16 protein-coding genes are annotated in these 25,381 nt (G+C 58.4%); 3 read left to right on the top strand and 13 right to left on the bottom strand.

Annotation, left to right across the window (positions count from 1 at the left end; all coding sequences use genetic code 11):
* Nucleotides 1-65 precede the first annotated feature (65 nt).
* Nucleotides 66-3,872 carry a TonB-dependent receptor gene (locus ACIX9_RS20195; RefSeq protein ID WP_013572944.1) on the bottom strand — a complete coding sequence of 1,269 codons (3,807 nt, stop codon included), beginning with the start codon at nt 3,870-3,872 and terminating at the stop codon, nt 66-68.
* A 546-nt stretch (nt 3,873-4,418) separates the two neighbouring features.
* On the opposite strand from ACIX9_RS20195, the gene ACIX9_RS20190 reads away from it, so the two are divergent.
* Nucleotides 4,419-5,153, top strand: a complete 735-nt coding sequence (locus ACIX9_RS20190; RefSeq protein ID WP_013572943.1) for a GntR family transcriptional regulator — start codon at nt 4,419-4,421, stop codon at nt 5,151-5,153.
* A gap of 3 nt (nt 5,154-5,156) precedes the next feature.
* Here ACIX9_RS20190 and ACIX9_RS20185 read toward each other — a convergent pair whose 3' ends face one another.
* From ACIX9_RS20185 to ACIX9_RS20135, 11 genes are all read right to left on the bottom strand, one after another.
* Nucleotides 5,157-6,572, bottom strand: coding sequence for an aminopeptidase P N-terminal domain-containing protein (locus tag ACIX9_RS20185; RefSeq protein ID WP_013572942.1), 1,416 nt, complete (start codon nt 6,570-6,572; stop codon nt 5,157-5,159).
* Between the two features lie 18 nt (nt 6,573-6,590).
* The gene (locus tag ACIX9_RS20180) at nt 6,591-8,135 is read right to left on the bottom strand and encodes a hypothetical protein (RefSeq protein WP_013572941.1); all 1,545 of its coding nucleotides are present in this window, start codon (nt 8,133-8,135) and stop codon (nt 6,591-6,593) included.
* A 6-nt stretch (nt 8,136-8,141) separates the two neighbouring features.
* Entirely contained in the window at nt 8,142-8,810 is a 669-nt protein-coding gene (locus ACIX9_RS20175) for a peptidylprolyl isomerase (RefSeq protein WP_013572940.1), read from the bottom strand.
* A 13-nt stretch (nt 8,811-8,823) separates the two neighbouring features.
* Nucleotides 8,824-10,497: a M1 family metallopeptidase gene (locus ACIX9_RS20170; RefSeq protein ID WP_013572939.1), complete on the bottom strand. Its 1,674-nt coding sequence runs from the start codon at nt 10,495-10,497 to the stop codon at nt 8,824-8,826.
* A gap of 124 nt (nt 10,498-10,621) precedes the next feature.
* Nucleotides 10,622-11,545 carry a dihydrodipicolinate synthase family protein gene (locus tag ACIX9_RS20165; RefSeq protein WP_013572938.1) on the bottom strand — a complete coding sequence of 308 codons (924 nt, stop codon included), beginning with the start codon at nt 11,543-11,545 and terminating at the stop codon, nt 10,622-10,624.
* A gap of 31 nt (nt 11,546-11,576) precedes the next feature.
* Nucleotides 11,577-12,875 carry an FAD/NAD(P)-dependent oxidoreductase gene (locus ACIX9_RS20160; protein ID WP_013572937.1) on the bottom strand — a complete coding sequence of 433 codons (1,299 nt, stop codon included), beginning with the start codon at nt 12,873-12,875 and terminating at the stop codon, nt 11,577-11,579.
* On the bottom strand, nt 12,872-13,114 hold the full coding sequence (locus ACIX9_RS20155) for a 2Fe-2S iron-sulfur cluster-binding protein (protein WP_013572936.1): 243 nt from the start codon (nt 13,112-13,114) through the stop codon (nt 12,872-12,874). Before ACIX9_RS20155 ends, ACIX9_RS20160 begins: the two co-directional genes overlap by 4 nt.
* Nucleotides 13,107-14,240: an NAD(P)/FAD-dependent oxidoreductase gene (locus ACIX9_RS20150; protein WP_013572935.1), complete on the bottom strand. Its 1,134-nt coding sequence runs from the start codon at nt 14,238-14,240 to the stop codon at nt 13,107-13,109. The genes ACIX9_RS20155 and ACIX9_RS20150 overlap by 8 nt, the downstream gene beginning before the upstream one ends.
* A 1-nt stretch (nt 14,241) precedes the next feature.
* Nucleotides 14,242-15,201, bottom strand: coding sequence for a proline racemase family protein (locus ACIX9_RS20145; RefSeq protein ID WP_013572934.1), 960 nt, complete (start codon nt 15,199-15,201; stop codon nt 14,242-14,244).
* Nucleotides 15,202-15,355: 154 nt separating this feature from the next.
* On the bottom strand, nt 15,356-16,948 hold the full coding sequence (locus ACIX9_RS20140) for an aldehyde dehydrogenase (NADP(+)) (protein ID WP_013572933.1): 1,593 nt from the start codon (nt 16,946-16,948) through the stop codon (nt 15,356-15,358).
* A 266-nt stretch (nt 16,949-17,214) separates the two neighbouring features.
* Complete coding sequence (locus tag ACIX9_RS20135; RefSeq protein ID WP_013572932.1) at nt 17,215-19,617, bottom strand: glycoside hydrolase family 127 protein; 2,403 nt, start codon at nt 19,615-19,617, stop codon at nt 17,215-17,217.
* A 379-nt stretch (nt 19,618-19,996) separates the two neighbouring features.
* Here ACIX9_RS20135 and ACIX9_RS20130 point away from each other — a divergent pair, with 379 nt between their 5' ends.
* A complete protein-coding gene (locus ACIX9_RS20130; RefSeq protein ID WP_232298889.1) occupies nt 19,997-22,837 on the top strand; it encodes a glycoside hydrolase family 127 protein in 2,841 nt (946 codons plus the stop codon).
* A gap of 27 nt (nt 22,838-22,864) precedes the next feature.
* Entirely contained in the window at nt 22,865-23,050 is a 186-nt protein-coding gene (locus ACIX9_RS20125) for a hypothetical protein (RefSeq protein ID WP_013572930.1), read from the top strand.
* Here the strand turns inward: ACIX9_RS20125 and ACIX9_RS20120 are convergent.
* On the bottom strand, nt 23,047-25,365 hold the full coding sequence (locus ACIX9_RS20120) for a M1 family metallopeptidase (RefSeq protein ID WP_013572929.1): 2,319 nt from the start codon (nt 25,363-25,365) through the stop codon (nt 23,047-23,049). The two genes, ACIX9_RS20125 and ACIX9_RS20120, sit on opposite strands and share 4 nt — an antisense overlap.
* Nucleotides 25,366-25,381: the final 16 nt, after the last annotated feature.

Genomic DNA, 25,381 nt, shown 5'->3' with positions numbered 1-25,381 from the left:
TGAGTCCCGAGCCAAAAAATGGATGCGGCGATTCCTCGCCGCATCCGCTCAGAAAACTGAAAGGGTTAGAAGGTGATGTTGCCGCGGAGTTCAACCTGGCGTGCCCCAGTTACGATGCTCGAGGTCCCAAATGTCGTCGACTGAAGCGATCCAGAGGGCGTACCCCAGGTTGGGTGATTCCAAACGTTGATGAACTCTCCCTGTAGGCTAAGTGCATAACGCTCCTTGATGGGAATCAGCTTGCTCAAAGCCATGTTCTGGGTGAACTGGTTTGGTCCATGCAGCCAGACGACACTGCCGATGGTTCCAGCAGTGGTGTTCGGTGCAACCAGCGCAGTGTTAGCCGTTCCACCGGCTGCACCGCCGGTGAAGTACTTGGGATCCAGAGCGAGCGCCGTAGTGTGCCCCGCGATATGGTGAATCCCTACGGCACTCTGAAGATCGTTCGCGGTGACGCCTTTGAGCGTGACGCCGCCGTCATTTTGGTTGAAGGTGTCGTATCCACCGGTGAGCAAGAATGGCGCACCCGACGAATAGGTGACAACAGTGCCGAGCGTGAAGCCGCCCGCGATCTCGTTGAGCAGCGTGCTGTTATTGAGGAACGCGCGGTTCTTGCCGAAGGGTAGATCGTAGGTTCCGTAAGCATGGCCTACGTTGCGAAGATCGAAGGACTGCGGGACATACGACTTGCCCAGGTTTCGCAAGGTGTAGAAGTTGTCCGCAGTGGCTAAGTAGTCGTTATTGTTGGTTCCGAAGCCCAGCGTCTTGCTGTAGGTGTAGTTAACGTCGCCTTGCAGACCATGCCAGTTTGCTTGGCGGAAATCTACCTGCAAGCCGTTGTAGTTGGAGTAACCGGCGTCCGTCATATAGGCCGTACTGGAACCGGCTGCGTAGGGGTTAGCTTGGAAGAAATTGATAGGGTAGCCGGCACCAGCACCGGTGAATTTAGCGTTCGTCGCGCATGGTGCGAACTTGGAGCCGACAAGCGCGCAAAAGTAGGCCGGCGTGCTTTGACCATTGCCCGCGAGTTGTGTGGCAAATGTTCCAGCTTGTCCGTTGTTCAGGTAGTTGATGAACTGTGTCGCGGTGAAGTTAGTGGGGGTGTTGGCAAAGGCGGCGTCCAGGATTGGGGTATGGATCAACCCGGTATCCGCGAAGGACTTACCGCCGTTAGCCGCCAGGTTCTTCTGAGCGTTCTGGAATTCGGTGGTGAATCCGTTCTCAACGATGTTGACCTCGTTGTAGTTCAACGCAGTCCAGTCATGCACGGAACGATTGCCGTTGTAGCGAACTTCAAGGACGCTCGTCCGGTTAATGGCGCGCTGAATCCCAAGGCTCCATGACTCCGAATATGGCTCGCGAATATTGGCCTTGATTCCCTCCACATTCTTGCCACCGCCGATGAAGGTGAAGTTGGCCAACGGGGCAGTCGACGGGAAACTCGTCGGACTGACCGCATAAGGCGGAAGCGCCTGTCCGTACGCCAATGAACCAGGGGTGAAGGTGCCGGTTGCACCGCTGGTATTTGCCGTCAAAGAAAAGCTTTGGTTATAGAGCAGGCCCTGCGCGGAAGAGGCATCCCAGTAAAACTGATAAGGTTCGGTGAAGTCACGCAGCCCGAAGCTGGCTCGGATAGCAGTGGCACCGTTGCCGAGAAGCTTGGCAAGGAATCCACCGTCGTTCGGCTTGGGGTTCCAGTTGAGGGCGACTTGGGGCTGAGGTGTCTTATCGAAGCCGTGGAAGGGACGAGGATTGAGAGAAAAACCAGGATTTTGGTTTCCAGCGAGCGTGCCAGGCTGGAAGAGATTGCCCTGTGCGGTTGGGCCGTAGATGCTGTCGATCAGCGCGTTGTGGTAAGCGGCTTTCACGTCATGCGGGTCGACCGTGAAGTCCCACCGGAGACCGTAATTGAGGGTCAATGTCGGGAGGACCTTCCACGAGTCCTGGAACCAGACTCCGGTGGCCAAAGCAACTTCATCCAGGTTGAAGGAGTGAGGTCCATAGGCACCAGTAGATTGGCTGTAGCCGTTGTTTCCGGACACACTGGAGATGCGGCCGGTCAGGACAGCATAAAGCTGCTCCGCTTCAGACTGGTTAGTACTGCTTGCAGCGGGCAGCGCTGTACCGATCCCGAAGGCGTTGACGATGGGGTCACCGGAGGCGATGCCGAAGTAGGTGTACGGGAAACCCTGGGGAGCATTGTAGTAGTGATCTTGCTCGCGATAGCCTTGGAAGCCAAAGTTGTAGTTGTGAGCACCCTTCTGAAGACTAAGGCTGTCCGATAGGCTGAATACTGGATACTCGTAACCGGTGGGGAGCGAGTAGTTGATGCCCGACATCCTGTTGTTGGTGTCGCCCGTCATGTTGAAGACCACGGGTGGCACTGTGAGCCAGTTGGGAGCGGCTGAGGCGGCGAACTGCTGAACGTTATACAGGAAACCGAACTTGAACTGGTTGATCAGGTGAGGATTCACGATGTAGTCGAGTCCGGAGTTCACGTTGAAGCTGCGGCTGAAGTTATTTCCGTTCTGACTGGCGTATGCAGCACCCAGAAATGGCGCAGGATAGCTGCCCACTGGATTGCTCTGCGACATGATGAATGAGGCGTACATCCGAAGCTTATCGGTGGCGTTGTAATCAAGACGAGCCACGGGGTAATACTGGAGTTGAGCTCCGGGAACGTTGAAGGAGGTCTGGATAATGGTCGGGTCCGTACCGTAGGCAAGGCCCTGCCCATTCGTTGAAGCGATCGCATTCTGAATAAGAGTGCTAACACCAGGGTTGATCGTACCCGGGTTTGCAGGATTGTTGGCTTGTGCAAGCTGGAAGACGTTGACGGTATGGTTTGCCTTGTCGGTTCCTGTGTAGGTGAAGTTGCCCTGCACAGCGGAGTTAGCAAAGATATTGTTGCTGGCTGTGAGGTTGCCAGGCTGTCTGAACTCAGCAAAGGTAGCGAAGAAGAATAGCTTGTCACGGAAGATGGGACCGCCGACGCTACCGCCGAAGTCATGCTCGATGAGTTTAGGCCTGCGAACCGGTGCCCAGACGCCGGCGGAGTTAACCGTCGCATTATTCGCCCAGGAGTTTGCGTTGAGGCCGCTGTTGCGGAAGTCGTAGTAGGCGCGGCCATGGAACTGGTTGCTGCCTCGGCGGGTGACGTAGTTGAGTTGCGTGGTAGCGGTGCCGAAGCCGTTGCCCAGGCTCAGGCCATCGGTGACGACGCTGACCTGCTCGAACGATTCGATGCGGGGCGAAATCATGGTGGAGATAGTGCCTTGATACTTGGTACGGCCATTGTTGGCGATAGCGCCGTCGATGTTGGTGCCCTGCGTGCCTTCCGGAAGACCGTTGTAGGTCCCGTTGAAGCCTGCGGCGAGCTGCGTCAGACCGCTGATGCTGCGACCGGAGATGGGCAGATTCTCGATGTCGGTGGTGTTGATGACGGTACCGATCTCCGTCGAGCTTGTTTGCAGGACGGCGGTAGCCTCGCTGGTCACATTCACAGTTTCACTGACTGCGCCCACGGGCAGGCTGACAGTAAGCGGGGTGACGGTCGAAGACTGAACCAGGACGTCATCGTAAACCTTGGTCTGGTAGCCATCATGCGAGAGGGAAAGCCTATAGGAACCGATGTTGAGGTTGATGAAGGTATACAAGCCCTTTCCATCGCTAACGGCCTTGCGAACACTGTTGGAGCTGCGCTCCACGAGCTCGAGGCTGGTGCCGGGGATGACGGCGCCCTGGGGATCCTGAACCGTTATGATGACTGTGCCCTGGTTGCCCGACTGAGCCAGTAAGGCGGCGGGGACAACGGCGAGAGCGGCTGCAGAAAGACTTGTGTGACAGACCAGTCGCACGATGCTAGGTTTCATAACTTCCTCCAGGAGTGCCGCATGAAATTCAACGCGAGTAAACGTTCTCTCAGGCCACAAGGACCCACTTCCCACTTGCAGTGTTGAGAGGTCATCAGTTTTCTTGAGCTCTATTGATTAGTTTTGTATCCTTTTATGTATTCAGTGTCAATGATTATTGTCGCGTTATACAGGATCGGTTGCCGGGAAAAAGACTCAAGTAACGCTTGGAGCTGTTTTCGACATCGGGGGAGAACGGAGACTACCTACTCTAAAATTGAGATTTATCGGTTAGTAGCGCCACATTCTGACAGTGAACACTCGTACACTCAATCGGCATACCGTATACAGATTTGTACTTTTTAGGATAAAAGTTCATCGCGAAACCAACCCGGGTGAGCCACTTCGCTGAGTTATGCCTTGCTTGGAACTACATGAGAGATTCCGAACTGAATACCCAGCAGGTCCTTCGGCAGAGTCCGAAGGACAGTTGTGGCTGCGGAACGGGAAAAATACGTTTACAGTTGCGACAGGGAAGAGTTCCCTGGATTGAGTGGAATTTAACTTATGAAGACGACTAAAACCGGGACGCCGCCTACCGTCCGGGCCAAAGCAGAACATGGGACGAGCCTCCTGACGGCCTTCCGTGAGATTCGTGAACTGATTGTGCATGGCAGGCTTTCGCCCGGCACCTGGATCCTTGAAGCCGAGCTGGCGGAGCGGCTGAACATGAGCAGAACCCCGGTCCGCGGAGCGATTCACTGGCTCCAGCGCGAGGGCTACATTCTGGAGCATCGGAACGTCAAAAAGTCGCGCATGATCGTCGCGCCGTTGACGAAGGAAGATGCCAACGAACTGTACATGATCATCGGGCGGATCGAAGGCATCGCAGGCCGCGGCGTCGCGGTGCTTCCGCTGGCGGAGCGCAAGGCGATCTGCTCGCAGTTGAAGAAGCTGAACGAGCGGTTGGAGTTGATTGCCAAGGGGCGCGACGGGCATCCGGGCGACATCTTCGAGCTCGACCGCGACTTCCACCGGCTGGTTATCAAGCATGGCGCGGGCGCGCGGCTGACGACACTGCATACTGCCATCGAGCCGCAGACGGAGCGCTACTGGCGGCTGTATGCCAGCTCCATCATCAAGGATTTGCACCTCTCGGTGGGCGAGCATGACGCCATCATCCAGAGCATCCTGGCGGGCGACGCCGATCGCGTTGAGGCGGGGCTGCAACAGAACTGGCTCAAAGGCTCTGAGCGGCTGGGCCACGTCATTGAGATCTTTGGCGAGCGCGGAAGCTGGTAAGCGCTACTGCAGGTCTTTGGGTAAGGGAGCGGCCATGAACTTTTCTATGTCGGTGACCTCGATAGGCACCGAGCGGGAGAGGTTTTCATAGCCGCTGGGTGTGATGAGGAGCATGTCTTCCAGACGAACGGCGACGTGCTCCTCCGGCAGACGCAGCATGGGCTCAATGGTGAAGACCATGCCGGGCTCCAGCGTTCTGTAAGAGCCATATACGTCATGGACCTCCATGCCGACCGCATGGCCCAGGAAGCCGCCCTTCTTGCCGCGGAAGGTATCCACAAACTCCAGGACAGCCTTCTTGATCGCAGGGTCTGTAAAGGTATAGGCCGCAACGATTGCGTCCATCTTTGCGACTGCCCGCTGGGTTACCGTGACGGGCGATTCATGAACCTGGATTGAGCCCATGATGGCCTGGTACAGGCGCAGATAGATGACATAGTACTCGCGCTGGTGGGCGGTGAATTTGCCGCTGGCGGGAAATATCCGCGTCACATCTGACGTGTAGTTGCGATAGTCCGGCGCGTAGTCGTACTGGATGAGATCACCTGGTGCGAGCTGTGCGGTGTCGTAGTGATAGTGGGTGTACCAGGTGTTTTTGCCGGTCGCGACCAGCGCAAAGTATGCCGGTCCATAGGCACCGTCTCGCTTGAACTCATACTCCGACTCTGCCTGGAGCTGATACTCGTACAGGCCGGGTTTGGCTGCGTGCATGGCGCGCAGGATTCCACGGTCAGCAATGCGCGTGGCCTCACGCAGCACGGCGATCTCGCGCTCACTCTTGATGGCGCGGAGCTCGTCGACGATGGGATCGAGGTCGCGAATCTCAGACTTTGGGGAGGCGGTCATGAGCTTGAGACGGAAGGCCTCTTCCCTTCCGAAGCGGCCGTCCCAGGGATCGTCATGATTCAGCCTGGTGAGGAGGAGCGTGTCGTACGATGAGGCGCTGCCCAGGACCTCCGGCCGGAAGGGTGTGTAGATGGTGCGGCCCTCACGCGCGATGGGCGCGAGCATCGCCGTCAGCTCCTCGCGGGGAAGGACCCGGGTAACGCCTGACGTGCGTGCGCTATCATCCCCGGGATAGAGCGCTCCGGGACCATACTTCGAATCCACGTCCAATGCCTTGAGGGGAAGCAGGAAGATGGTCGTCTCTTTGGTGCGGCCGTCTAGGAGGGCGATGGCGCGAGCTTCGCTGACGCCGGTGAGGTAGTAGAACTGGTTTCCCTGGCGGAAGGGCTGCTCGCCGGGGCGCTCGGTTGTGCCTTCAAGGATGGCGATGCCGTCTCCGATCTTCTCAAAGACGTGGGCGCGACGAGCTGCGAACTCTTCCGGCGGAAAGGAGTTGCGGACTGGTTGTGCCGCGGCATCGAAGGCCAATGCCAGGAAGAGGAGAGTGAGCAGCGTTGTGAGTCGGGTGGTCATCAGTTCCCTCCTGGTTGGTTAGCCGATCGCTCCAAAGTCATGCAGGGCTTGCTTTGCTCCCGCGATGTTCGTCAGCTTCATCTCTGCGTACTTGCGAGACAGCACGACACCGGGGGCGCCGGCCTTCAACGCAGAGAGCGTAGCGGCCCGGACGTCAGAGGGTTGGGTGCGCTTTTCATTGAGCTCGGTGGGTACGTCGATATCGATGCCGGGGTAGATGGGGATGGCTCCCTGCACATCGGCGATGGCGCGTTTGGTTTCGATGCCGACCGTATCGCCCGAGAGACCGGAGGTGGGGAGTTTGTCGAGCGTGGGCTCACCGGTATAGCCGAAGAAGGCGTAGTGCATGTCAAGTACGCGCTCCGGGGTGAGGTCGCGGAAGATCGTCGATTGAACGTTGCGGATGTACTGCGCGAGCCGGGGTCCGGCACAGTTGTTATATGGGCATGGCTTGAGGTAATCGGAGAACGGCACCAGGCGCGCGTAGTTGGTGTCAGCAGAGTAGAAAGGGCTCATGGTCACGACGTGCATGATGTGCCAGCCGACCTGCAGGCGCGGCTTGATGGCCTTGGCGGTGCCGTAGATGAGGGCGTACATCTCCTCCTGGCTGGTGTACCAGAAGCGCTCCCATGCAAAGATCTCCGGGAACTCCAGGAAGAGACGCCAGAGACCGACGAAGCTGCCGTCTGAGGTTGCGGGGCCGGCTTGTGTGCGGATGACCCAGTGATCCAGTGCGATGTATCCCTGTCTGGCGCGGTTGCCGTCGATGCCGACTTCTTTGGCTTTGCGGATGCAATGCTCGCAGAAGCAGTTTGCGGTTGAAGAGCGGCGAGGGAAGATCTTGTTGAAGCTGGCACCGATGGTGTTGTTGAGCGGACCTTGCCGCTCAGACTCCCACATGAGCCCGTCGATATCGTTGTTGGTGACCCAGTCAGAGACCATAGACGACAGGAAGGCGCGGGCATTGGGGTTGTTGAAGCAGGTGGTGCCGCCTACGCGGCCGTAGAGATCGACCTCTGCAATGGCGGCAAAGTTTGGGATGAGGCGAGGGTTGTAGTTCTCTTCAAAGAGCGCATAGGTCTGCATCCCCTTGGCCTTCGTTTTGGGGATCACGTCGGCGAGGATGTCGAAGTCACCCAGTTCAGGGGCGCGGATGTCCTTGATGGGTGAGGCGGCATAAAACTCTGGATGAACCCTGGTGAAGCTGCCGCCCTGGACGCGGTCGTACTCCTTGATGCCGTGGTCCGGGAGCGGTTCGCCATGAACCTGGCGGCCTGCAAGACCGGAGCCGTAGGTGAAGACCGTCGCCATCACGACGTTGACTCCACCCACCTGCTGGAGCGTGTCAAGGCACTGATCGACGCCTTCATCGACGAACGAACGGCCGCCAATCTGGATGGCGACGAACTTGTTGGTCTTTGTGGCGGGACTGGCTGCCGGCTTCGTCGCGGCCTGGCTTAGAGCGCTGCCGCCTGAGGCGAGAGCCAGCGCGGGTGCGGCGGCAATCTGTTTGAGAAAGCGGCGGCGGGTCGTATCGGTAGCGCTCTGGGTTGAGTCTTCCATGGGTCTTCAGTCTTCCTTTGGCTTGGGATGCTCGTTGCCGGCATGACAGATGTTGTCCGGGAGGCTGGGCTGATCGAACGAGATCAGCGATACGCTCAGAAGCTTGTCGAGCCTGGGAAACTCGCGATCGAAGTATGCATTGCCGCCCGCAAACATCTGATCCTGGTGGCCGGCTCTCATGCCGCCGCCGGAGTGTTCGCCGTAGCCGCTGTAGATCTTTTCGACAATGTCCATGCCTTCGACGACGCGGCCAAACGGAGCGAAGCCGGCCTCTACATCATTGCGTGCGGAGTTGTCTCCCGTGTTGATGTAGACCTGCGTGGAGCGGGTGTTGGGTGCGGTATTTGAGAAGCCGATGAAGCCCGGCGTGTTGTGACAAAGCAGCGGATCGTCAGCAATGGTGCGGTGACGCCACTGCTGCGCGACCTGCGGATTGCCGTTGACGCCAAACTGTACCCAATGGGCGGGGACGACGCGGAAGAAGCGATTGTCATCGTAGTAGCGGGCTCGGACAAGCTCATAGAAGCGGTCTGCGCCATGAGGCGACCAGGCGCGATGCGTCTCGATCACGAAGCTGCCGACGGTTGTATCGACACGGACGCGAAAGACCTTTGGCGCATAATGTGAGAGCCAGAATGGGGCCGCCAATACGAGCCAAAGTATATAGTCCATCATGGCAAACGCTCCCTTACTCTTTGCTGATCCCAACGTAATACATATCGGTCGCTACCTCGAACTGATCCTTAGTCAGCGGCGTAGAAAGTGTCTTCCATTCGCTGGTAGTCGGATAGATCAGTTGCCAGTTCTCTTTGCTGCCTACGCGAATCGGCATCGCAAAGGCTGCTTCGTCGGCCTGCCAGCGATATGAGACGGTGTGGGCCGCGTCGTCGAAGCGAAGTTGCAGCACAGGGATGGCGGCGTGGCGCAGATACTGATTGAAGATGGGGGTCAGGTCCATCTTCGTCTGCTGGTTGAAGAAGGCGACCATGTCCGTGGTCATGATGGTCTGATACTTGAAGTGTTGGTAGTAGTCATGCAGCAGCGGGAACCAGACGTCATCTCCCACTACGCTGCGAAGCGTGTTGAGGAACAGGCCACCCTTCTTGTACTGATCGCCGGGCGGTGTGCTGAAGACACCCTCCTGCGAGATCACAGGGAACTGATTCTTGACGTTCTCCTTACCGGTGTTGACGTAGGTGATGCCGTCCGACTTGCCCCACATGAACTCCACGAAGAGGCCTTCGCAGTAGTTCGCCCAGCCTTCATGAATCCACATATCGGAACGATCCTTGGCGGTGATGCTGTTGCCAAAGTACTCGTGCGCACTCTCATGGATGATGATGAAGTCGAACCTGGTTCCGATGCCGGTCCTGGGCCGGCCCAGATAGCCATTTTCAAAGTGGTTGCCATAGGTGATGGCGGTCTGATTCTCCACTCCGGAGTAAAGAGCCTCAACCAGCTTGTAGCCGTCTTTGAGGAAGGGATATTCACCAAAGTAATGCTCGTATGCCTTGAGCATGTGCTTGGCCTGGACAAACTGATGCTTCGCCTTCTCAATATCTTCCGGGAAGACGAAGTAATCAAGCGGAAGCGTCTTATAGGTATCGCTGAAATGAACATAGGTTCCAATATTCAGCGACACATCATAGTTATTGATGGGGTATTGAATCTTCCAGTCCCAACGTGTGAAGCCATCATGGAGATCGGTCTTGCCCTGGAACTTGCCGCCTGAGACCTCCACTAGGTCGCTGGGTGCTTCCACGCTGAGGTCCATGCTCTCAACCTCATCTCGCCACTGGTCCTTATTGGGCCACCAGACACTGGCGCCCTCCTCCTCGCAGGCGGTGTTGACGAGCGGCCTGCCCATCGGGTCCTTGCGGAAGACGATGCCACCAAAGCGGCCCATCTCAACCGGATGACCTGAATAGAAGACCTCGATGGTGTCAGTTTCGCCTTTAGGCAAGGTTCTGGGGAAGTCGATATAGACGGTCCTGCCGGCTGCACGCTCAAAGTGCAGTGGCGTGGTTGCGCCTTTGGGCTTGTCGAAGAGAACCTTGTCGATCTGAAGGGTTGAAACCAGGTCCAGTTGAATGCGCTGACCGTCCTCCAGCATCTTGAAACGCACACTGTTCTTCCCGCTGATGGACTTCTTCGCCGGATCGACCCTCACATCGAGATGGTAGTAAAGCAGATCATTGTTCGATCGATACGGGCCATAGCTGCCGCGAAGCCGGTCCGCTTCTGTGAAGGTTTCGGCCATAGGGATGTTTGCGGGATGCGCAGTTTGAGCGGCAACCGATACCAGCGAACCGAGGGGCAGCAAGAGGGCTGCGAGATGCAGGAACTTGGACGCGCGGGCCATGCTGAAACTCTACAACAAAATACAAACTCGTATACAAAATTTAGTGTGGCTGATCACCGGAAACTCGCGTCAAAACAAAAGCCGCACAGAAGATCTGTGCGGCTTTCTTTTCTAATGACGGAAGCTAGGCTCCGGCAAACTCCGAGAACGCCTTGGAAGTGACCTGCGGACGAGTTGCATGGGCCTTCTCAAACTCCGCCCTGGCGACTTCAAGCTCCTTGCCGTTCAGCACGAGACGAGGCGCGCGCACGCGTTCAGAGCCAACGCCAACCTGCTCCTGCACCCACTTGATGAGCTGCACGAACTTCGGCACCGTATCCATGCGGAGCAGCGGCAGGAACCAGCGATAGAGCTCAAAGGCCTCCACGGTCTTGCCGGCGGTTGCGAGCTCGAACAGTTGAACCGACTCAGCCGGATAAGCGTTGACGAGACCCGCAACCCAGCCAACCGCGCCAGCATAGACGCCTTCCACGAGGACGTCATCGACGCCGACGCAGATGCGGAGACGATCGCCAAGAACCTCACGGATGGCCGAGACGCGACGAACGTCCGCGCTGGATTCCTTCACGGCGGTGAGGTTCTCATGCTCGCTTGCGAGTTCTGCCATCTCGATGGGTAGGAAGTCCGTCTTGTAGGCAACGGGGTTGTTGTAAAGCATGCATGGCAGCTTGGTGGCAGCGATGACCGTGGCGACATGCTGCTTCATCTCGCGCCAGTCAGAGGTGTAGACATAGGGCGGCAGGACCATAAGCCCGGCGCAACCCGCAGCTTCAGCTTCCTGCGCCAGCTTCACAGCACCTTCGGTTGAGAGATGAGAGATGGCCGCGACTACCGGCGCATCCTTTGCGACGCGGACAGCCGTCTTGAGGATGGCAATCTTCTCAGTGTGCTCAAGCGTTGCACCCTCGCCGAGTGATCCGAGCATGACGAGGCCCTTGCATCCGTTGCCGAGCTGCCATGCGGCGTGCTGCGCTAAAAAGCTGTGGTCGACCTTCATTGCTTCGTCGAACGGTGTCGTCATTGCGGGCATTACGCCGGACCAGATCATATGTTTCTCCTTGAAATAGTGAATAACTCGCTCAACTTGCTGAGACAGGCTCAGGCTCTTCCTGCTCAGAGCAGAAAACTTCAAGCGGCACCGGATAGAGCGGCTGTCTGATGGAGACAGGCCGCCATCCGAGCAGTGCTTCAACCGCCGGGCCGCAGATGCGGCCCTGGCACGGACCCATGCCACAACGGGTTTGCAGCTTGGCGTCAGTCCAACCGATGTGCCCGCTGATCTTGCCGAGCGGTACATCTTCACAGCGGCAGACGATCGTCTGTGGCGTGGCAAGCTTCAGCACCTCCGGCCGCAGGGCGAAGGCCTTCTCCAGCCGCTGACCAAAGCCGCGCTCCGCAGCCGCACGCTTTTTGAGCTGGCTGGTTGGCTTGCCAGCACAGGTCAGGCCTGCGATCTCGCCCTGAATTAGAGCCGCTTCCAAGCCGGCAATCCCTGTGGGCTCACCCGCACAGAAGACCTCTGGAAGAGACGTCCGCTGCTGTTCATCGACCTTGACGAAGGCTCCCTCAAGCTCACATCCCAGCAGCGAGGCAAGCTCGGTATTAGGCACGAGATGGAAGCCGCAAGCCAGCAGGTCGCAGGGCTCATCCCATGTGCGCTTACCGTCCGACAAGGTCACGCTGCTAAGGGCTGAGGCGTCTTGATTGCTCGTGGCGGCAACGGGCCAGCATCCATTGCGATACGGCGTGGAGGCCAGCGTTGCACGGTAATGAACACCTTGCCAGACCTTGGCCGGATGCGACCAGAGCGACGCGGCAAAGGGCGCAAGCTGCGAGACGCTGGCTTGCTCCGCAACGCAAACAACCTTCGCCCCATAAGCCTTCAAGTGCGCGGCGACCGCAAGCAACAGCGGTCCTGTTCCAGCCACGACGACGCGTTTTCCTTTGACCGGAAAGCCGCCTTTGACCAGGGCCTGCAGGCCGCCTGCTCCAAAGACGCCAGGCAGCGTCCATCCCGGGAACGGAAGAAAGCGCTCGCGTGCGCCGGTAGCCAGGACCAGATGCTTATAGCTGAAGCGATCGGTCTGATTTTGATGAATCGCCTGCACCGTGGAGGAGCTCTGTGCGTCGAAGACTCGATATCCGCTGAGGAGTTCGGCGCCCGAGCGCTTCAGCCTTGCGATGGCTTTATCCTTGGCTGCGTCCTCGCCGCCACCGGGTTTTGCAACCGGGGCTTCGACACCACCACGCCAGATCTGGCCACCCGGAGCTGCATTGTCATCGAGCACGATGACCTCGCGCCCGTTCTCCCCAGCCGCCGTGGCTGCAGCGATTCCAGCCGGGCCTGCACCAATCACCAATACGTCAGTCCAGATCATCGCATCGTCTCCGCGGTCATACCTTCCACGCACTGGAGCTGGCATGTCGTGCGATGGGGCACGCCGTCGACAGTGGCTCTGCACTCAAAACAGATGCCCATTCCGCAAAGCGCTGTTCGGGCTTCCCCACTGACCGAGATGCGGCAGGCCACACCAACTTGCAGCATCGCCGCAGCCACAGTCGTGCCCTTGACCACGCGGACCTCTATCCCGTTGATCGTGATGCAGAGATCAGGCATGGGTCGCCTCCACCTGCGCGGCAAGCCGGATGGGAAGATACGGAGAGGCATCGATCTGCGACGCATGTCCCAGCAGACCATCGACCAGGAGCCTCGCTGCTCCGGGCGCGTTCGTGATGCCGAGTCCTTCAAAGCCCGCGGCAAGCCAAAGCGATTTATCGTCCGAGAGCCCGGCCGCCGGCCCGATCAAGGGCAGCTTATCCGCGGTCGAAGCACGAAAACCCGTCCACACTCGCAATGCCGAGATATTTGCGAGAGCGGGCATGTAGAGCATGGAACGTTCAAGCATCTGGCGTAGAACGGCGGCATCCGCCCTTGGATCTTCATCACCATACTGACGCGAGGAACCGATCAGAAGCTGGCCCGTCTGGCGCGGTTGAATGTTGAAGGCGACCGAGTCCGTCACAACCTTGTGCGCGCTCTTGAGATAGCCTAGTTCGACCAGTTGATGGTGCAGAAAATTCGGGTAGCGATCCGTGATGATGAGGTGACCTTTCCGCTTCTTGATCGGAAGGGCCGGCAGCAGATCGCATTCTGTCCCCACGGCCAGCACGATGTGCGGCGCAGTAAGCCGGGTTCCATCCGCCAACAAAACTACGCCGTTGGCGGCGGAGATGGCGCGAGAGAGATGAAACTCCGCGCCGAGCCTGCGTGCTTCCGACAAGTAAAACTGCGCGGCAGCAGGGGGATAGATCACGCCATCATCGGGCACTAGCAGTCCGCCCGCAAGTCCGCTGCGAAGGTTCGGCTCCTGCGTGGCAAGGTCAGTGGAATCGAGCACTTCAGCACACACGCCGACCCTTTCATAGGTCGCCTGCTTGGCATGAACCTCGACCATCTCCTCGTCATCGGCTGCGACCCAGATGGTGCCGCGCGCCTCATACTCTACGGTGCGCGGAAGCTCCGGCAACTCTGCGTTCCAAAGCCCGCGGGAGTATGTCGTCAACGCAAGCTGCGCGGGTGAATCGTCCATGACGACGACGTGCCCCATCCCAGCCGCCGTGGCTCCGCCGGCAGGGACACCGCCTTCGACGATCGCCACTCGAAACCCGGCACGCACACACTCACGAGCGCACGCGCTTCCAACGATCCCGGCCCCCACAATTACAACATCAAACGCCGCCATCTTAAAATTGAATCCCCTTGGAGAATGGATCGTCACCCGCAAAGATCAACTTCGACTCTCCTGTAATCCATGCGCGTCCACGGATACTGGGGAGCACCATCTCGCCTTCTCCTGGCTCAACTGTCCCTTCAAAGACAGTTCCGAGAATGCTCTCCTGACGCCAGGTCTGTCCCGGTACGAGCTTGCCATCCGCATATAGGCAGGCCATCTTCGCACTGGTGCCGGTCCCGCAGGGGGAACGGTCAAAGGCGGTTCCGGGGCAAAGCACGAAGCTGCGTGAGGAGTTGGCGGGATCGACCGGCTCCGAGAAGAACTCGATGTGGTCGATATAGTCGGAGTGTTCACCCGGCACGCCCTTGATGCCGCTGGCGTGCAGAGCGTTGCGAATCGCGGTTGAAGCTGCAACCAACTCAGCTCTATTGCTGGGCAGGATCTCGAACGGATGTTCCCCGATGAGGAAGAACCAATTCCCTCCCCACGCGATATCCCCCACAAAACGTCCCAGTCCCGGTACGTCCACGGGAACGGAGGCCTGCAGGCGATAGCTGGGCACGTTGGAGACGGTGACACTGCCATCCTCATGAAGACAGGCCGAGACATCTCCCACAGAGGTCTCAATCTTGTGCTGTCCCGGCTTGATTCTGCCCAGGTAAGCCAGCGTCTTGATGACGCCGATCGTTCCATGGCCGCACATGCCAAGATATCCAACGTCGTTGAAGAAGAGAACCGCTGCCGAAGCGTCTTCTGAAAGCGGTTCGACGAGCAGTGCGCCGACCACGACCTCAGATCCTCGCGGCTCACAGACGACACCTGAGCGAAAACCGTCGAAGTCGCGTCGAAAGCGCTCTACGCGCTCCATCAAGCTGCCTTGCCCGAGGTCAGGACCGCCGCTCACGACGACGCGAGTGGGTTCGCCTTCTGTATGAGAATCGACGACCAGTACCGCAGTGTTCATGCTCATGGATTGATCATAACCCGTATTGTCGACAGAATTGGATACTATTATGATTCAAAGATTCGCTTCGCCCAGACCTTGGAAACTTCAAACAATGCAGCTCCGGCTCCGGGCATACTGGCATTGGACGAAGGTTATAGTCCATAGGAAACAAAGGGACTTAGGATTGTGCAACCCGAGTCAGATTCCCATTCACCAAGCGCATAATTCCGGAAACATTTTCACGTCGAAGCTCCCCGGGTAGTGCCTCATTCGGGAAGTCCTGGTAGCAGACCGGCCGCGTAAACCGCAGCATCGCCTGGGTGCCGACTGAGGTGGAGCGGCCATCCGATGTAGCCGGAAATGGACCGCCATGCACCATTGCGTGGCAGACCTCGACCCCGGTCGGATAACCGTTGAAGAGGATGCGGCCGACCTTGGTCTCAAGAACGGCCACCAACTCCTGTGCCTGCGCGAGATCTTCATCAGTACCGTGGATCGTCGCGGTGAGATGGCCGTGCAGGCTGGTGGCGGCGGCAAGCAGATCCTTCTCAGCGCCGTAGTGAACTAGAAGCGTCGTTGGCCCAAAGACCTCTTCACTCAGCTCCGGATGCTGCATAAACTGTTCAAGCGATACGCTGAAGATGGCCGGCGCTCCAACTGCGCCGCCGTTGTCTGGCAAGCTCTGTGCGCATGCCAGCAACTGCGCCTTACCTTCGGAGACGCGCTGTTCAATGGCATTGCCGTACTTTGCCGCGATGCCATTCGTCAGCATCTGGTGACCGCCGAGCGAGGCGACGCCACCGGATAACGACTCGACAAACGACTCGCTGCCGGAGTCCGGTACGAAGACCACGCCCGGCTTGGTGCAGAACTGTCCTGAGCCAAGCGTGAACGATCCCTGCAAGCCTTGTGCAAGCGAAGCGCCGCGCTCCCGCAGAGCGCCGGGCAGGATAAAGAGTGGATTGGTGCTGCCCATCTCCGCATAGCACGGAATCGGTTCAGGCCGCGCTGCCGCAAGACGCATTAACGCCTGACCTCCGAGGGCCGAACCGGTAAACGCCACCGCCTTGATCTGTGGATGTTTCACCAGCGCTACACCGACCTCAATGCCTGAATCGAAGAGCAGGGAGAAGATCCCCGCCGGCAAGCCACTCTCCTGAATCGCCTTCTGTATAACCTGCCCGACGATCTCACTGGTTCCCGGATGCGCGGGGTGGGCCTTCACAATGACTGGATTCCCTGCCGCCAGAGCGGAGGCTGTATCGCCACCCGCTACGGAGAATGCCAGGGGAAAATTGCTCGCACCAAACACCGCGACGGGGCCGAGCGGTCGCAGCATCGAACGGATATCTGAGCGGGGCAAGGGCTTGCGTTCCGGGAGAGCCTCATCGATGCGGGCATCGACCCACGAACCCTCTTCCAGCACATCCGCAAAGAGTTTGAGCTGGCCTGTGGTTCGTCCCAGTTCGCCCTGGAGCCTGGGGAGCGGCAGGCCTGACTCCAGGTGAGCGCGTTCCACGATCGCGGCTCCCTCTTCTGTCAGACCGTCAGCGATCCTCCGCAGCAGCTTAGCCCGAGTAACTCCATCAAGCGCGGCAAAGACCGGCGAAGCTTCCTGCGCCAAGGCCGTAGCCTGTTCCAACTCCGTAGCCGTTGCAGGATAAAACGCAGGCTCGAGCGATGCGCCAGTCTGCGGGTTGATCCCCCGGAAAACATCCTGCCCTGTGCTTCCAGCCTGATCGCCGATAAGTGACACGCCTGACAAATCCAACCTGTACTCCTTAATCTATCTAGTTCTATACAAAGTCGAAACTGCTGTCTTCAGAGGCAGCGCTAACCCATTCAACCACGACTCTGATAAGCACAACACTAAGTGTATACGATTATGTACACAACACTGACGAGCGTTTTATTGCCCTCCCTCGCAGACGAGGTGCAGCCGTCTTCATACGAGCATCGACCCGCGCCCATTGAGGCCCGGGACAGCATCACCCTTGCAACGTTGAGCGAACATTACATTGCTGGCACATTAGGTTCTTATCGCGCAGCATCAGTACGCACGGTGCGAATTCCAAAAACTCCTGGAATAGTGTCGCCGTCTTTTGCCTGAAAGCGTACCGTAACCTTCTGTTTGCCTTTTACGAGGTCAAGAGGAAGTGAGTACTTGACGTCAAAGAAGCGAATATCCAGCTCTGGAGTTCGTCTTTCAATCGCCTGCTCCCCAACCTTTGTGCCATCGACCAGAATGTCGAAGCTGCCTTTACGCCCTTTCGCATCGTTGCTGTAAGTCACAACCAGGATCACGGGAGAAGCGGAGTCGACCGGCAGGTCATACGAGAACCAGGCTGTTCCCTGCCGCCCATAGCGGCCCTGGAGCTGCACCGGCGTGCTGTCTTCATCTTTCTCTCCGAAGTCGCGCTCTGTCTGCATCTGACCAGGCTGGGCGAAGCCGATGGTGGCCGCCGTAAGCTTCTTATCGCTAACCGCTTCAGCTTCATAGTCGGCGGATTTTTTCGCCCAGTCGTTAGGAGTAAAGACGTCCCAGTAGATGGCATAACGGCGGCGCGGCATCTCGTAGAACGGCTCGAACTCGACCTCCTGTTTCTGCTCTAAATTGGCAGTTCGGAAGATCCCGGGCTTGCCGGCAACCGGCTTCAGCCAGCCATTGACGTTATGCTCCGCGGTGATGAGCGCCGGGGCAGCTTCTGGGACAGCGCTTGCACTGCCCTCGCCGCCGTTCCGTCTGCGGCTTACCTCCGGACCCAGGTCACCTGCCAGCACCAGCGGCCCCCACATGATCGCCATGCGGTTTGGATTGTCCGGCAGGGGCTCCTTCCGCAGCGTCTTCGGCAGGACGACTTCAACGGCATCGCCCACCTTCCATCTGCGGTTGATCTCGATGTAGGTGTCAGGTCCGGAGACATTCTTGAGCAACACCCCATTCACCTTCACCGCAAAACCGGAGGTCGCCCAGTACGGACGCCGCAGCGCAAGCGTGAAAACCTTTGACTGACCGGAGGTCATCTTCAGGGTCGCGGTATCGCCCATCGGCAGGTCCGTAACCATCTCGAGCTTCACTCCTTGCGAAGCCCAATCGACGGTGGTGGGATCGTACTGGCTGACCCACAGCTTGTTGCCGGACTCGTTATAGATTCCATAGGCATGAAAGGCGTGCGTCTCCATCTGCGATCCGACGCAGCAGGTGAAGCTTTCAAACTTGTTCTGATACTCATGCTGCACGCCGCGGCCGACCGGAACCATATAACTGACGCGCCCATCGTCGGGGTCTTGCCCGCCAAGGATGGCATTCAGATCGGCACGCTCGACGAAGTCCGCGTAACGGGCCTGCGGATCGAGCGAGAACAGCGTCCGCGCCATCTTGATCATGTTGTACGCGGCGCAGCTTTCGGCAGTGCGGCCGTCTATCATGTCGTTCATCTTGTCGGGCTGGCCAAAGTACTCGTTCTTGCCGTCTCCGCCGGTGGCGAAGCTGTGATGCAGGGACACCTCATCGAAAAAGAAGTTAGCCGCCTTGCCGTCCTTCTCATCGCCCGTGTATTCGTAGCGCGCAAGCTCGCCGATCATCTTCGGAATGTTCGTATTAGCGTGCTTCCCAGCAAGGATGTCCTGTCCTTGCGAGAGCGGATCGACGATGGCGTGGTGCTCAAACTTGTCTGATAGCTTCATCCAGCGCGTGTCGTTAGTGTCTGCGTAGAGATCCGCCAGCACCTCGTTCATGCCGCCGAACTCGGTCGCCAGCATGCGCTGAATCTGATCCTCATTGAGATTCTTGAGAATGCCCTCCACCCAGCCAGCGAACTCGATCTCGACCTCAAGCGCCGTGCGGTCACCGGTGAGATGGTACGCATCGCGCAGTCCGGCGAAGAGCTTGTGCTCGACGTACCAGGGAGACCAGAGCCCGTCGAGGTCAAAGCCCCCAGACTTGATCTCGCCCTTGCTCAGATCCTGGAACTTCACCTTGCCGTCCACACCTTTGGCGTCCAGCAGCGCACCGATGTAGCCATCGCCCTGTGCGTTTTGAATCGTCTGCAACTCGGCGACAAACTCGTCGGCTCGTTCCTTGAAACGCACATCGCCCGTGGTCGCATACATCATGCTGATCGCAGAGAGATAATGTCCCGCAATGTGCCCGGTAAGCTGCCGCCCCGGACCGTCCCAACCGCCGTATCCTTGTGCCTTGGCCTCGAGACCGGCGCGCTGACGCAGAAAGGCCAGCATCCGTTCCGGCTGAAGCTCCAGCAGATACTGTGCGTCGAGATCCTGCGCCTTCTTCAGTGGGCCGCCTGTCAACCGCACGCTGTTCAGGGGCAGAGGCACCGCCTTCAACTGAACTTTATGAGGAGCAGGCGCACAAAACGCGGAGGGAAGCGTCTGAACGAAGGAGCAAAGAAGAAGGACCTGAAGAGAAAGCGTTCGCATGCAACTCCGAAGTGTTTCTAAATAATACAAAAAAGTATACTAAATTAGGATCGCGATCAACTCATACCTCCTCATTGCCCGGGCTCGAATCCACTGGCAGAGCGCGGGGAGACAGCGTAACCTGATCGGGAAGGCTCGTTTCCGCTGGACATAGTGGCGGGGGCGCCTGTAGGCTGACTGCGGATAAGGATACGATTTCGGATACAATCCATAGAGTTTATGTATTGTATTGGAACTTAGGTCTGACAGGAAGGAAACCATCATGTCCAGGCGTACCCATCACATAACGTCTCCCCGCAACTCAGATCAGACGCAGAATGTCCCGCAAGACGACCCGTCCGGGCAGCATCGAGTTGATCGTCGCAAATTCCTCGGTGGTATGGCCGGAAGCGCGCTCCTGACGGCGGTTCAGCGCTCCACAGCCTTCGCTCAGGCCTCAGAGCTTCAGGCCAATCTCGCCCGTGTCGCCATGCCATCGAGCCTGTATAGCACCAGCGAGAATAAAGTCTCTGCGCTGAACGACGGCTTCGTTCCGGCCACTTCACACGACCGCACGAACGGTGGATACGTTTTACGGCCCCGCTTGGAAGACGCGCAGTGGGTCCAGTATGACTGGTCGCGCCCTGTTGCCACCAGTAAGGTCGATCTCTACTGGGGCGTAGATCGCACCAGCAAGAACCCTGAGTACAGCCGCGCCAACATAGCGCTTCCAGCCTCCTATCGCGTCCTTTACTGGGACGGCACTGACTTCGTTCCCGTCACCAACCCCAAGGGCCTCGGCACCAGCCTGGACGCGTTTAACACCACCACCTTCGACGAGGTCCGCACGAGTAAGGTGCGAATTGAAGTCAAGCCCGATGGCATGCACCCCGCCTCCATTCTGGAGTGGAGGGTCTACAGCTCCGGGCCCATTCCTACGCTGCCTCCCGTGGTCGATGCCGGTCTGGATCGCTCCGTCGTACTCGGCGGCAAGACCTATCTCTCTGGAAAAGCCACCTGGCTTGACCCAAAGCCTCAGGACGTCGTCCGCTGGGGCAAAGAGTCCGGCCCCGGAACTGTTTCCTTTGCAAATCCTGCAGCAGCAGTAACGACAGCCACCTTTTCAGCATCGGGCGACTACGTGCTGAAGCTGAGTGCGAACGGCCTTGAAGACCAGCCCCCATCCACTATCCGCGTTCATGCTGAACCGTCTCCGCCAAAAAAACGCTTGGACGTGGTGTACACCCGCAAGTACTCCATCGACAGCCCGCTTTGGAACGTCCGGGCCAAAGCCCTGATCGTCAATTGGATTCCCCATTGCATCGACTACTGCGAGCGCAGCGACCTTCGTGAAGGCCAGGGCGGTCTCGACAACTTCCTGGAGGCCGCCAAGGCACTGCGCGGGGAGCCTCACGCCAAACATATCGGCTACGTCTTCTCGAATGCATGGGTGCATCAGACCGTGGAGTCCATGTGCATTGCCCTCATGGTCGATCCGCAAGATGACCCCGAGATCATCGCAGCGCAAGCCCGGATGCACACCACGATAGAAAAGTGGATTCCCATCATCCTCGCCGCGCAGGAGCCGGACGGCTACCTTCAGACGGCGTATACCCTTGCCGACCGTACTGTATGGCCCGCACACTGGACCCCCGCGCAGCGTGGCAACCATGAGGGCTACGTCTCCGGATACTTCATTGAGTCAGCCATCAACCACTACACGTTGACTGATGGCCAGGACCTGCGACTCTACAACGCCGCAAAGAAACTGGCCGATTGCTGGGCTGCAAACATCGGCCCCGGAAAAAAGGAGTGGTTCGACGGGCACCAGGAGATGGAGCAGGCCCTGGTTCGCTTCGGGCGCTTCGTCAACGATCAGGAAGGCAATCATCGCGGCGATAGCTATATCCAACTCGCCAAATTCCTTCTCGACTCCCGCCGCGGTGGACAGGAATACGATCAAAGCCATCTGCCCCCCGGACAGCAGTATGAGGCAGTCGGTCATGCCGTGCGCGCCACCTACTTCTACTCTGGGATGGCCGATATAGCCGCTGAAACAGGGGACACCGACTACCAAAGTGCAGTCATCTCACTCTGGGACAACATGGTCAACCGCAAGTTCTACCTGACCGGCGGCATCGGCAGCGGAGAAACCTCCGAAGGTTTCGGCCCGAATTACTCGCTCGGCAACCAGTCCTATTGCGAGTCCTGCTCCAGCTGCGGCTTGGTGTTCTTCCAGTACAAACTCAACATCGCCTACCACGATGCACGTTATGCAGACCTTTACGAGCAGACCATGTACAACGCGCTGCTGGGCGGCGTGGACCTTGAAGGCAAGAGCTTCTGTTACACCAATCCCCTGGTCAACTCCCAGCGAACGCTGTGGCATGTCTGTCCGTGTTGCGTTGGCAACATCCCTCGCACCCTCCTGATGATCCCCACCTGGGCCTACGTCAAGGGAGCCGGCGGGATCTACGTCAACATGTTCGTCGGCAGCAAGATCCATGTGGGCGAGGTTGCCGGCACCAGGGTCGAGATGGTTCAGAAGACCAACTACCCCTGGGAAGGTGCGGTCAGGATTACCGTCAATCCTGATCAGGCAAAGACCTTCTCGGTATACGTCCGCATTCCCAACCGCAATACCAGCAAGCTCTATACGGAAACCCCGGCCATTAGTGGGGTCAAGCGTTTTGCTGTCAACGGCAAGCCCGTGCAGCCGCTGATAGAAAAGGGTTATGCAGTCGTCACCCGCGAGTGGAAGGCAGGAGATCACATCGAGCTCGAGCTCCCCATGGAGCCACAGCGCATCGTCGCCGATAGCCGTGTCAAAGCTGATACCGGCACACTTGCGCTCAAGTACGGTCCGCTGGTCTATAACGTGGAGACCGCCGATCAACCCAACATCAATCAACCACTCAGCTCGGCTCCGCTCAAGGCCGTCTGGCGTCCGGACCTGCTCGGCGGTGTCATGACCATCACCGGCACCTGGCAGGATGGTTCACCCATGCTGGCAATACCAAACTTCGCCCGTATGAATCGTGTTGGCCCGCCGCGTGAATTCCTTGGCGATCCCGCCGTGAACTACGCGCCGGGCTCAACCACCAGCGCCGGCCCCGCACCCAGCAACACGAACAGCAATCCCGGCGTCGTCAACAACAATGCGGGCAGCGTGGCACCCACCACCAACACACCCGTTGGACGACGCGGGCCACGCAAAATCGACTCCAAAGTGTGGGTCTAGCTCGAAACTCGCATGGAAAGAGATGCCATGACCGACGGTCACGGCACCCTCCCATGCTGGCCCACGCCCATCGGCGTCGGCCTGCAGCATCTTCCCTGGCAAGTTCGTTCTCCTCCCATCACCGATCAAACCCGAGGCCACGGCACCCACACCATGGCAGCCATCTGGCAACAGTACCTCGTAGAACTACTTACCGAGTCTGAACCTCGCTAGTCTTTAGCCGCCTTCATCTTCGTCAACGCAAACGCAGCCATCTCCCGAACCTCATCGGTAGACCCCGTCTTCGTCTGTTCCATCACAATCGCCTGCGCCGTCGCATCCTTGTAATGAGAAAGACCCTCCAGCACGCCAGCCATCACATAGTGCGAAGGCTTCACCGCGACCTCAGCCTCCAGCGCCGTCAAAGCCTCCGCGCCGCCAGAGCTTCCCAGCGTCCGAGCGCACATCGCCTCAACTGCATAGCTATCGTCATCCCTCATATGCTCCATAAGCATCGCCCGTACACCAGCATCCTTCGCAAATTGTCCTAAAGCCTGCACCGCCGCAGTCCTCACATGACTGTTCGGCTGCTTCAACGCCAGCAGTAACGCACTCTTGGCAGGCTCCCCACCCATCGATCCCAGAGCCTTGGCACTGGCTACCCTCACACCCCAGTAAGAGTCCCGCTCAAGCATCCGCATTAGCGCCTCCTCCGCAGCCTTACCACCCTCGCCTTTGACAAGCCCCAACTGCTCCGCAGCCCAAAGCCGGCTCATCATCGTCTCGCCACGCTCCCCCCGAGCCACCAGCGCCTCAACCGGCTCCGCAATCTTCAGGGTCTTGTAAATATGATCGTTCGGATCGAACTCCACCCATACCGGCGTCCACCCAACCGTCACATGAAACGTCTCCGCCAGTTGATGCACTCGCTCCATCTCATCCTGCCGCTCCCCATGCGCACCATGAAAAACCAGGTGCACCGGCATATCGAACAAAGGCGTCACCGCATCGACAGTCTGCGTCTGCCGCACCGTCACAGCCTCGTCCCTCCTGGCGGAGTCATAGGCCGTACTGACTTCGTACTCCGGATATCCACCCTTGAACACCCACTCATCGAAGAACCAGCTCAACTCCAGCCCAGTCGTCTTCCGAATCATATCGATCAGGTTCTGCGTATCCACATTACCCGCACGATACGCAGTCAGATAAGCCTGTAACGCCCTGAAGTAAGGCTCATCGGCAGTCGGTGTCTTCTCCACGCCATCGTTCATCACATAGCGCAGCATATCCAGCACAGCCGCGCCCTTCTGATACGTCGTCCGATCCAGAATCTCCCATGGCTTCGTATAGTGACGATCCACAATCGGCCGCCGATACCGCCCTATATCCTCCCGCATCGCCGTCTGTTGATCCTCATAAATCTGATACCGGAATGCATCGTAACCCTCATGATGACCTCGATACAACGCCGCTGAAAAGGTTGCGAACCCTTCGCTCAACCACGCATCATCCCAGCTCCACTCGGTGATCAGATCACCAAACCACTGGTGCGCCAGCTCATGAGACACCAGATCGAGACTCGGAAAATCCTGCTCTGCCCTCGCATCATGCAACGTCGTTTCAGCCAGGCTGGTCGCGCTGATGTTCTCTGTACCCCCGCCGAAAGCATGATCCGCCGTCTGCGCATACTTCTCATACGGATAGTCCACCCCATAGATCTTCGAGTAGAAAGCCATCATCTCCGGCGTCAGTCCAAACGACCGCAGCGCGGTCGCCTCATCCACCCCCGGCGGCACGTAATAGTCCACCGCCTTCGACCCATACCTCTGGCTGTACTTCGTCCAGGGCCCCACCGCAATCGAAACCAGATAAACACTATGCGGCACCTGCTCCGCCCAGTCATAGGTAGCCAGCCCATTTGCATGAGTCTCCTTCACTAGCGCCCCATTCGACACAACAGACAGCGGTTCGGGCACCGTCAGGATCACCTCGCTGGTCGACTTATCATTCGGATAATCCCAGCACGGGAACCAGAAGTGGTTGTTCTGCGGCCACCCATAAGACCAGACCTCCAGCGGTCGTTTCGGGTTTACCGCATCCGGCCGAATGAAGCTCAACCCCGCATCCGGAAACGGACGTCCCTGCGGATTGCCATGATAGACAATCCGTACATCCAGAGCATCGGCAGGCGAGTACCCACGATCCAGCGTGACCCAAAGCTTATCCCCATCCAGATGAAAGGGTAGCGCCGCCCCCTTCAGCGTTACATGATCGATCTGCAACTGCGAGCTATCCAGATAGAAGCTCTTCAGCCCCGCCCCCAAAGGCCGCAGTGTCACAACCTCATCGCCAAAGATCTCACCCTTCTCCATGTCGATCCGCGCCGTGACCTTGTAGTTCTCAACGTGGTAGCTCCTGCTCGGCGCATACTGCTCAACCTTCAGATCGCCAAACACATGTGGCCCTGCGGCATTGGCCTGTCGCCTGCCCTGAGTCAGCCCATGCACCGCACACAAACAAACCACCAGGCCCAACATGACTGAACGCATCCCAACCCTCACACAA

The organism is Granulicella tundricola MP5ACTX9 (assembly GCF_000178975.2).
GTDB lineage: Bacteria > Acidobacteriota > Terriglobia > Terriglobales > Acidobacteriaceae > Edaphobacter > Edaphobacter tundricola.
This window is presented reverse-complemented; position numbering and strand designations above follow the sequence as displayed.

Excerpts from the sequence above, each read along its gene's own strand:
- ACIX9_RS20195 (WP_013572944.1), bottom strand. The coding sequence starts at position 3,872 with ATGAAACCTAGCATCGTGCGACTGGTCTGTCACACAAGTCTTTCTGCA.
- ACIX9_RS20190 (WP_013572943.1), top strand. The coding sequence starts at position 4,419 with ATGAAGACGACTAAAACCGGGACGCCGCCTACCGTCCGGGCCAAAGCA.
- ACIX9_RS20185 (WP_013572942.1), bottom strand. The coding sequence starts at position 6,572 with ATGACCACCCGACTCACAACGCTGCTCACTCTCCTCTTCCTGGCATTG.
- ACIX9_RS20180 (WP_013572941.1), bottom strand. The coding sequence starts at position 8,135 with ATGGAAGACTCAACCCAGAGCGCTACCGATACGACCCGCCGCCGCTTT.
- ACIX9_RS20175 (WP_013572940.1), bottom strand. The coding sequence starts at position 8,810 with ATGATGGACTATATACTTTGGCTCGTATTGGCGGCCCCATTCTGGCTC.
- ACIX9_RS20170 (WP_013572939.1), bottom strand. The coding sequence starts at position 10,497 with ATGGCCCGCGCGTCCAAGTTCCTGCATCTCGCAGCCCTCTTGCTGCCC.
- ACIX9_RS20165 (WP_013572938.1), bottom strand. The coding sequence starts at position 11,545 with ATGATCTGGTCCGGCGTAATGCCCGCAATGACGACACCGTTCGACGAA.
- ACIX9_RS20160 (WP_013572937.1), bottom strand. The coding sequence starts at position 12,875 with ATGATCTGGACTGACGTATTGGTGATTGGTGCAGGCCCGGCTGGAATC.
- ACIX9_RS20155 (WP_013572936.1), bottom strand. The coding sequence starts at position 13,114 with ATGCCTGATCTCTGCATCACGATCAACGGGATAGAGGTCCGCGTGGTC.
- ACIX9_RS20150 (WP_013572935.1), bottom strand. The coding sequence starts at position 14,240 with ATGGCGGCGTTTGATGTTGTAATTGTGGGGGCCGGGATCGTTGGAAGC.
- ACIX9_RS20145 (WP_013572934.1), bottom strand. The coding sequence starts at position 15,201 with ATGAGCATGAACACTGCGGTACTGGTCGTCGATTCTCATACAGAAGGC.
- ACIX9_RS20135 (WP_013572932.1), bottom strand. The coding sequence starts at position 19,617 with ATGCGAACGCTTTCTCTTCAGGTCCTTCTTCTTTGCTCCTTCGTTCAG.
- ACIX9_RS20130 (WP_232298889.1), top strand. The coding sequence starts at position 19,997 with ATGGCCGGAAGCGCGCTCCTGACGGCGGTTCAGCGCTCCACAGCCTTC.
- ACIX9_RS20125 (WP_013572930.1), top strand. The coding sequence starts at position 22,865 with ATGACCGACGGTCACGGCACCCTCCCATGCTGGCCCACGCCCATCGGC.
- ACIX9_RS20120 (WP_013572929.1), bottom strand. The coding sequence starts at position 25,365 with ATGCGTTCAGTCATGTTGGGCCTGGTGGTTTGTTTGTGTGCGGTGCAT.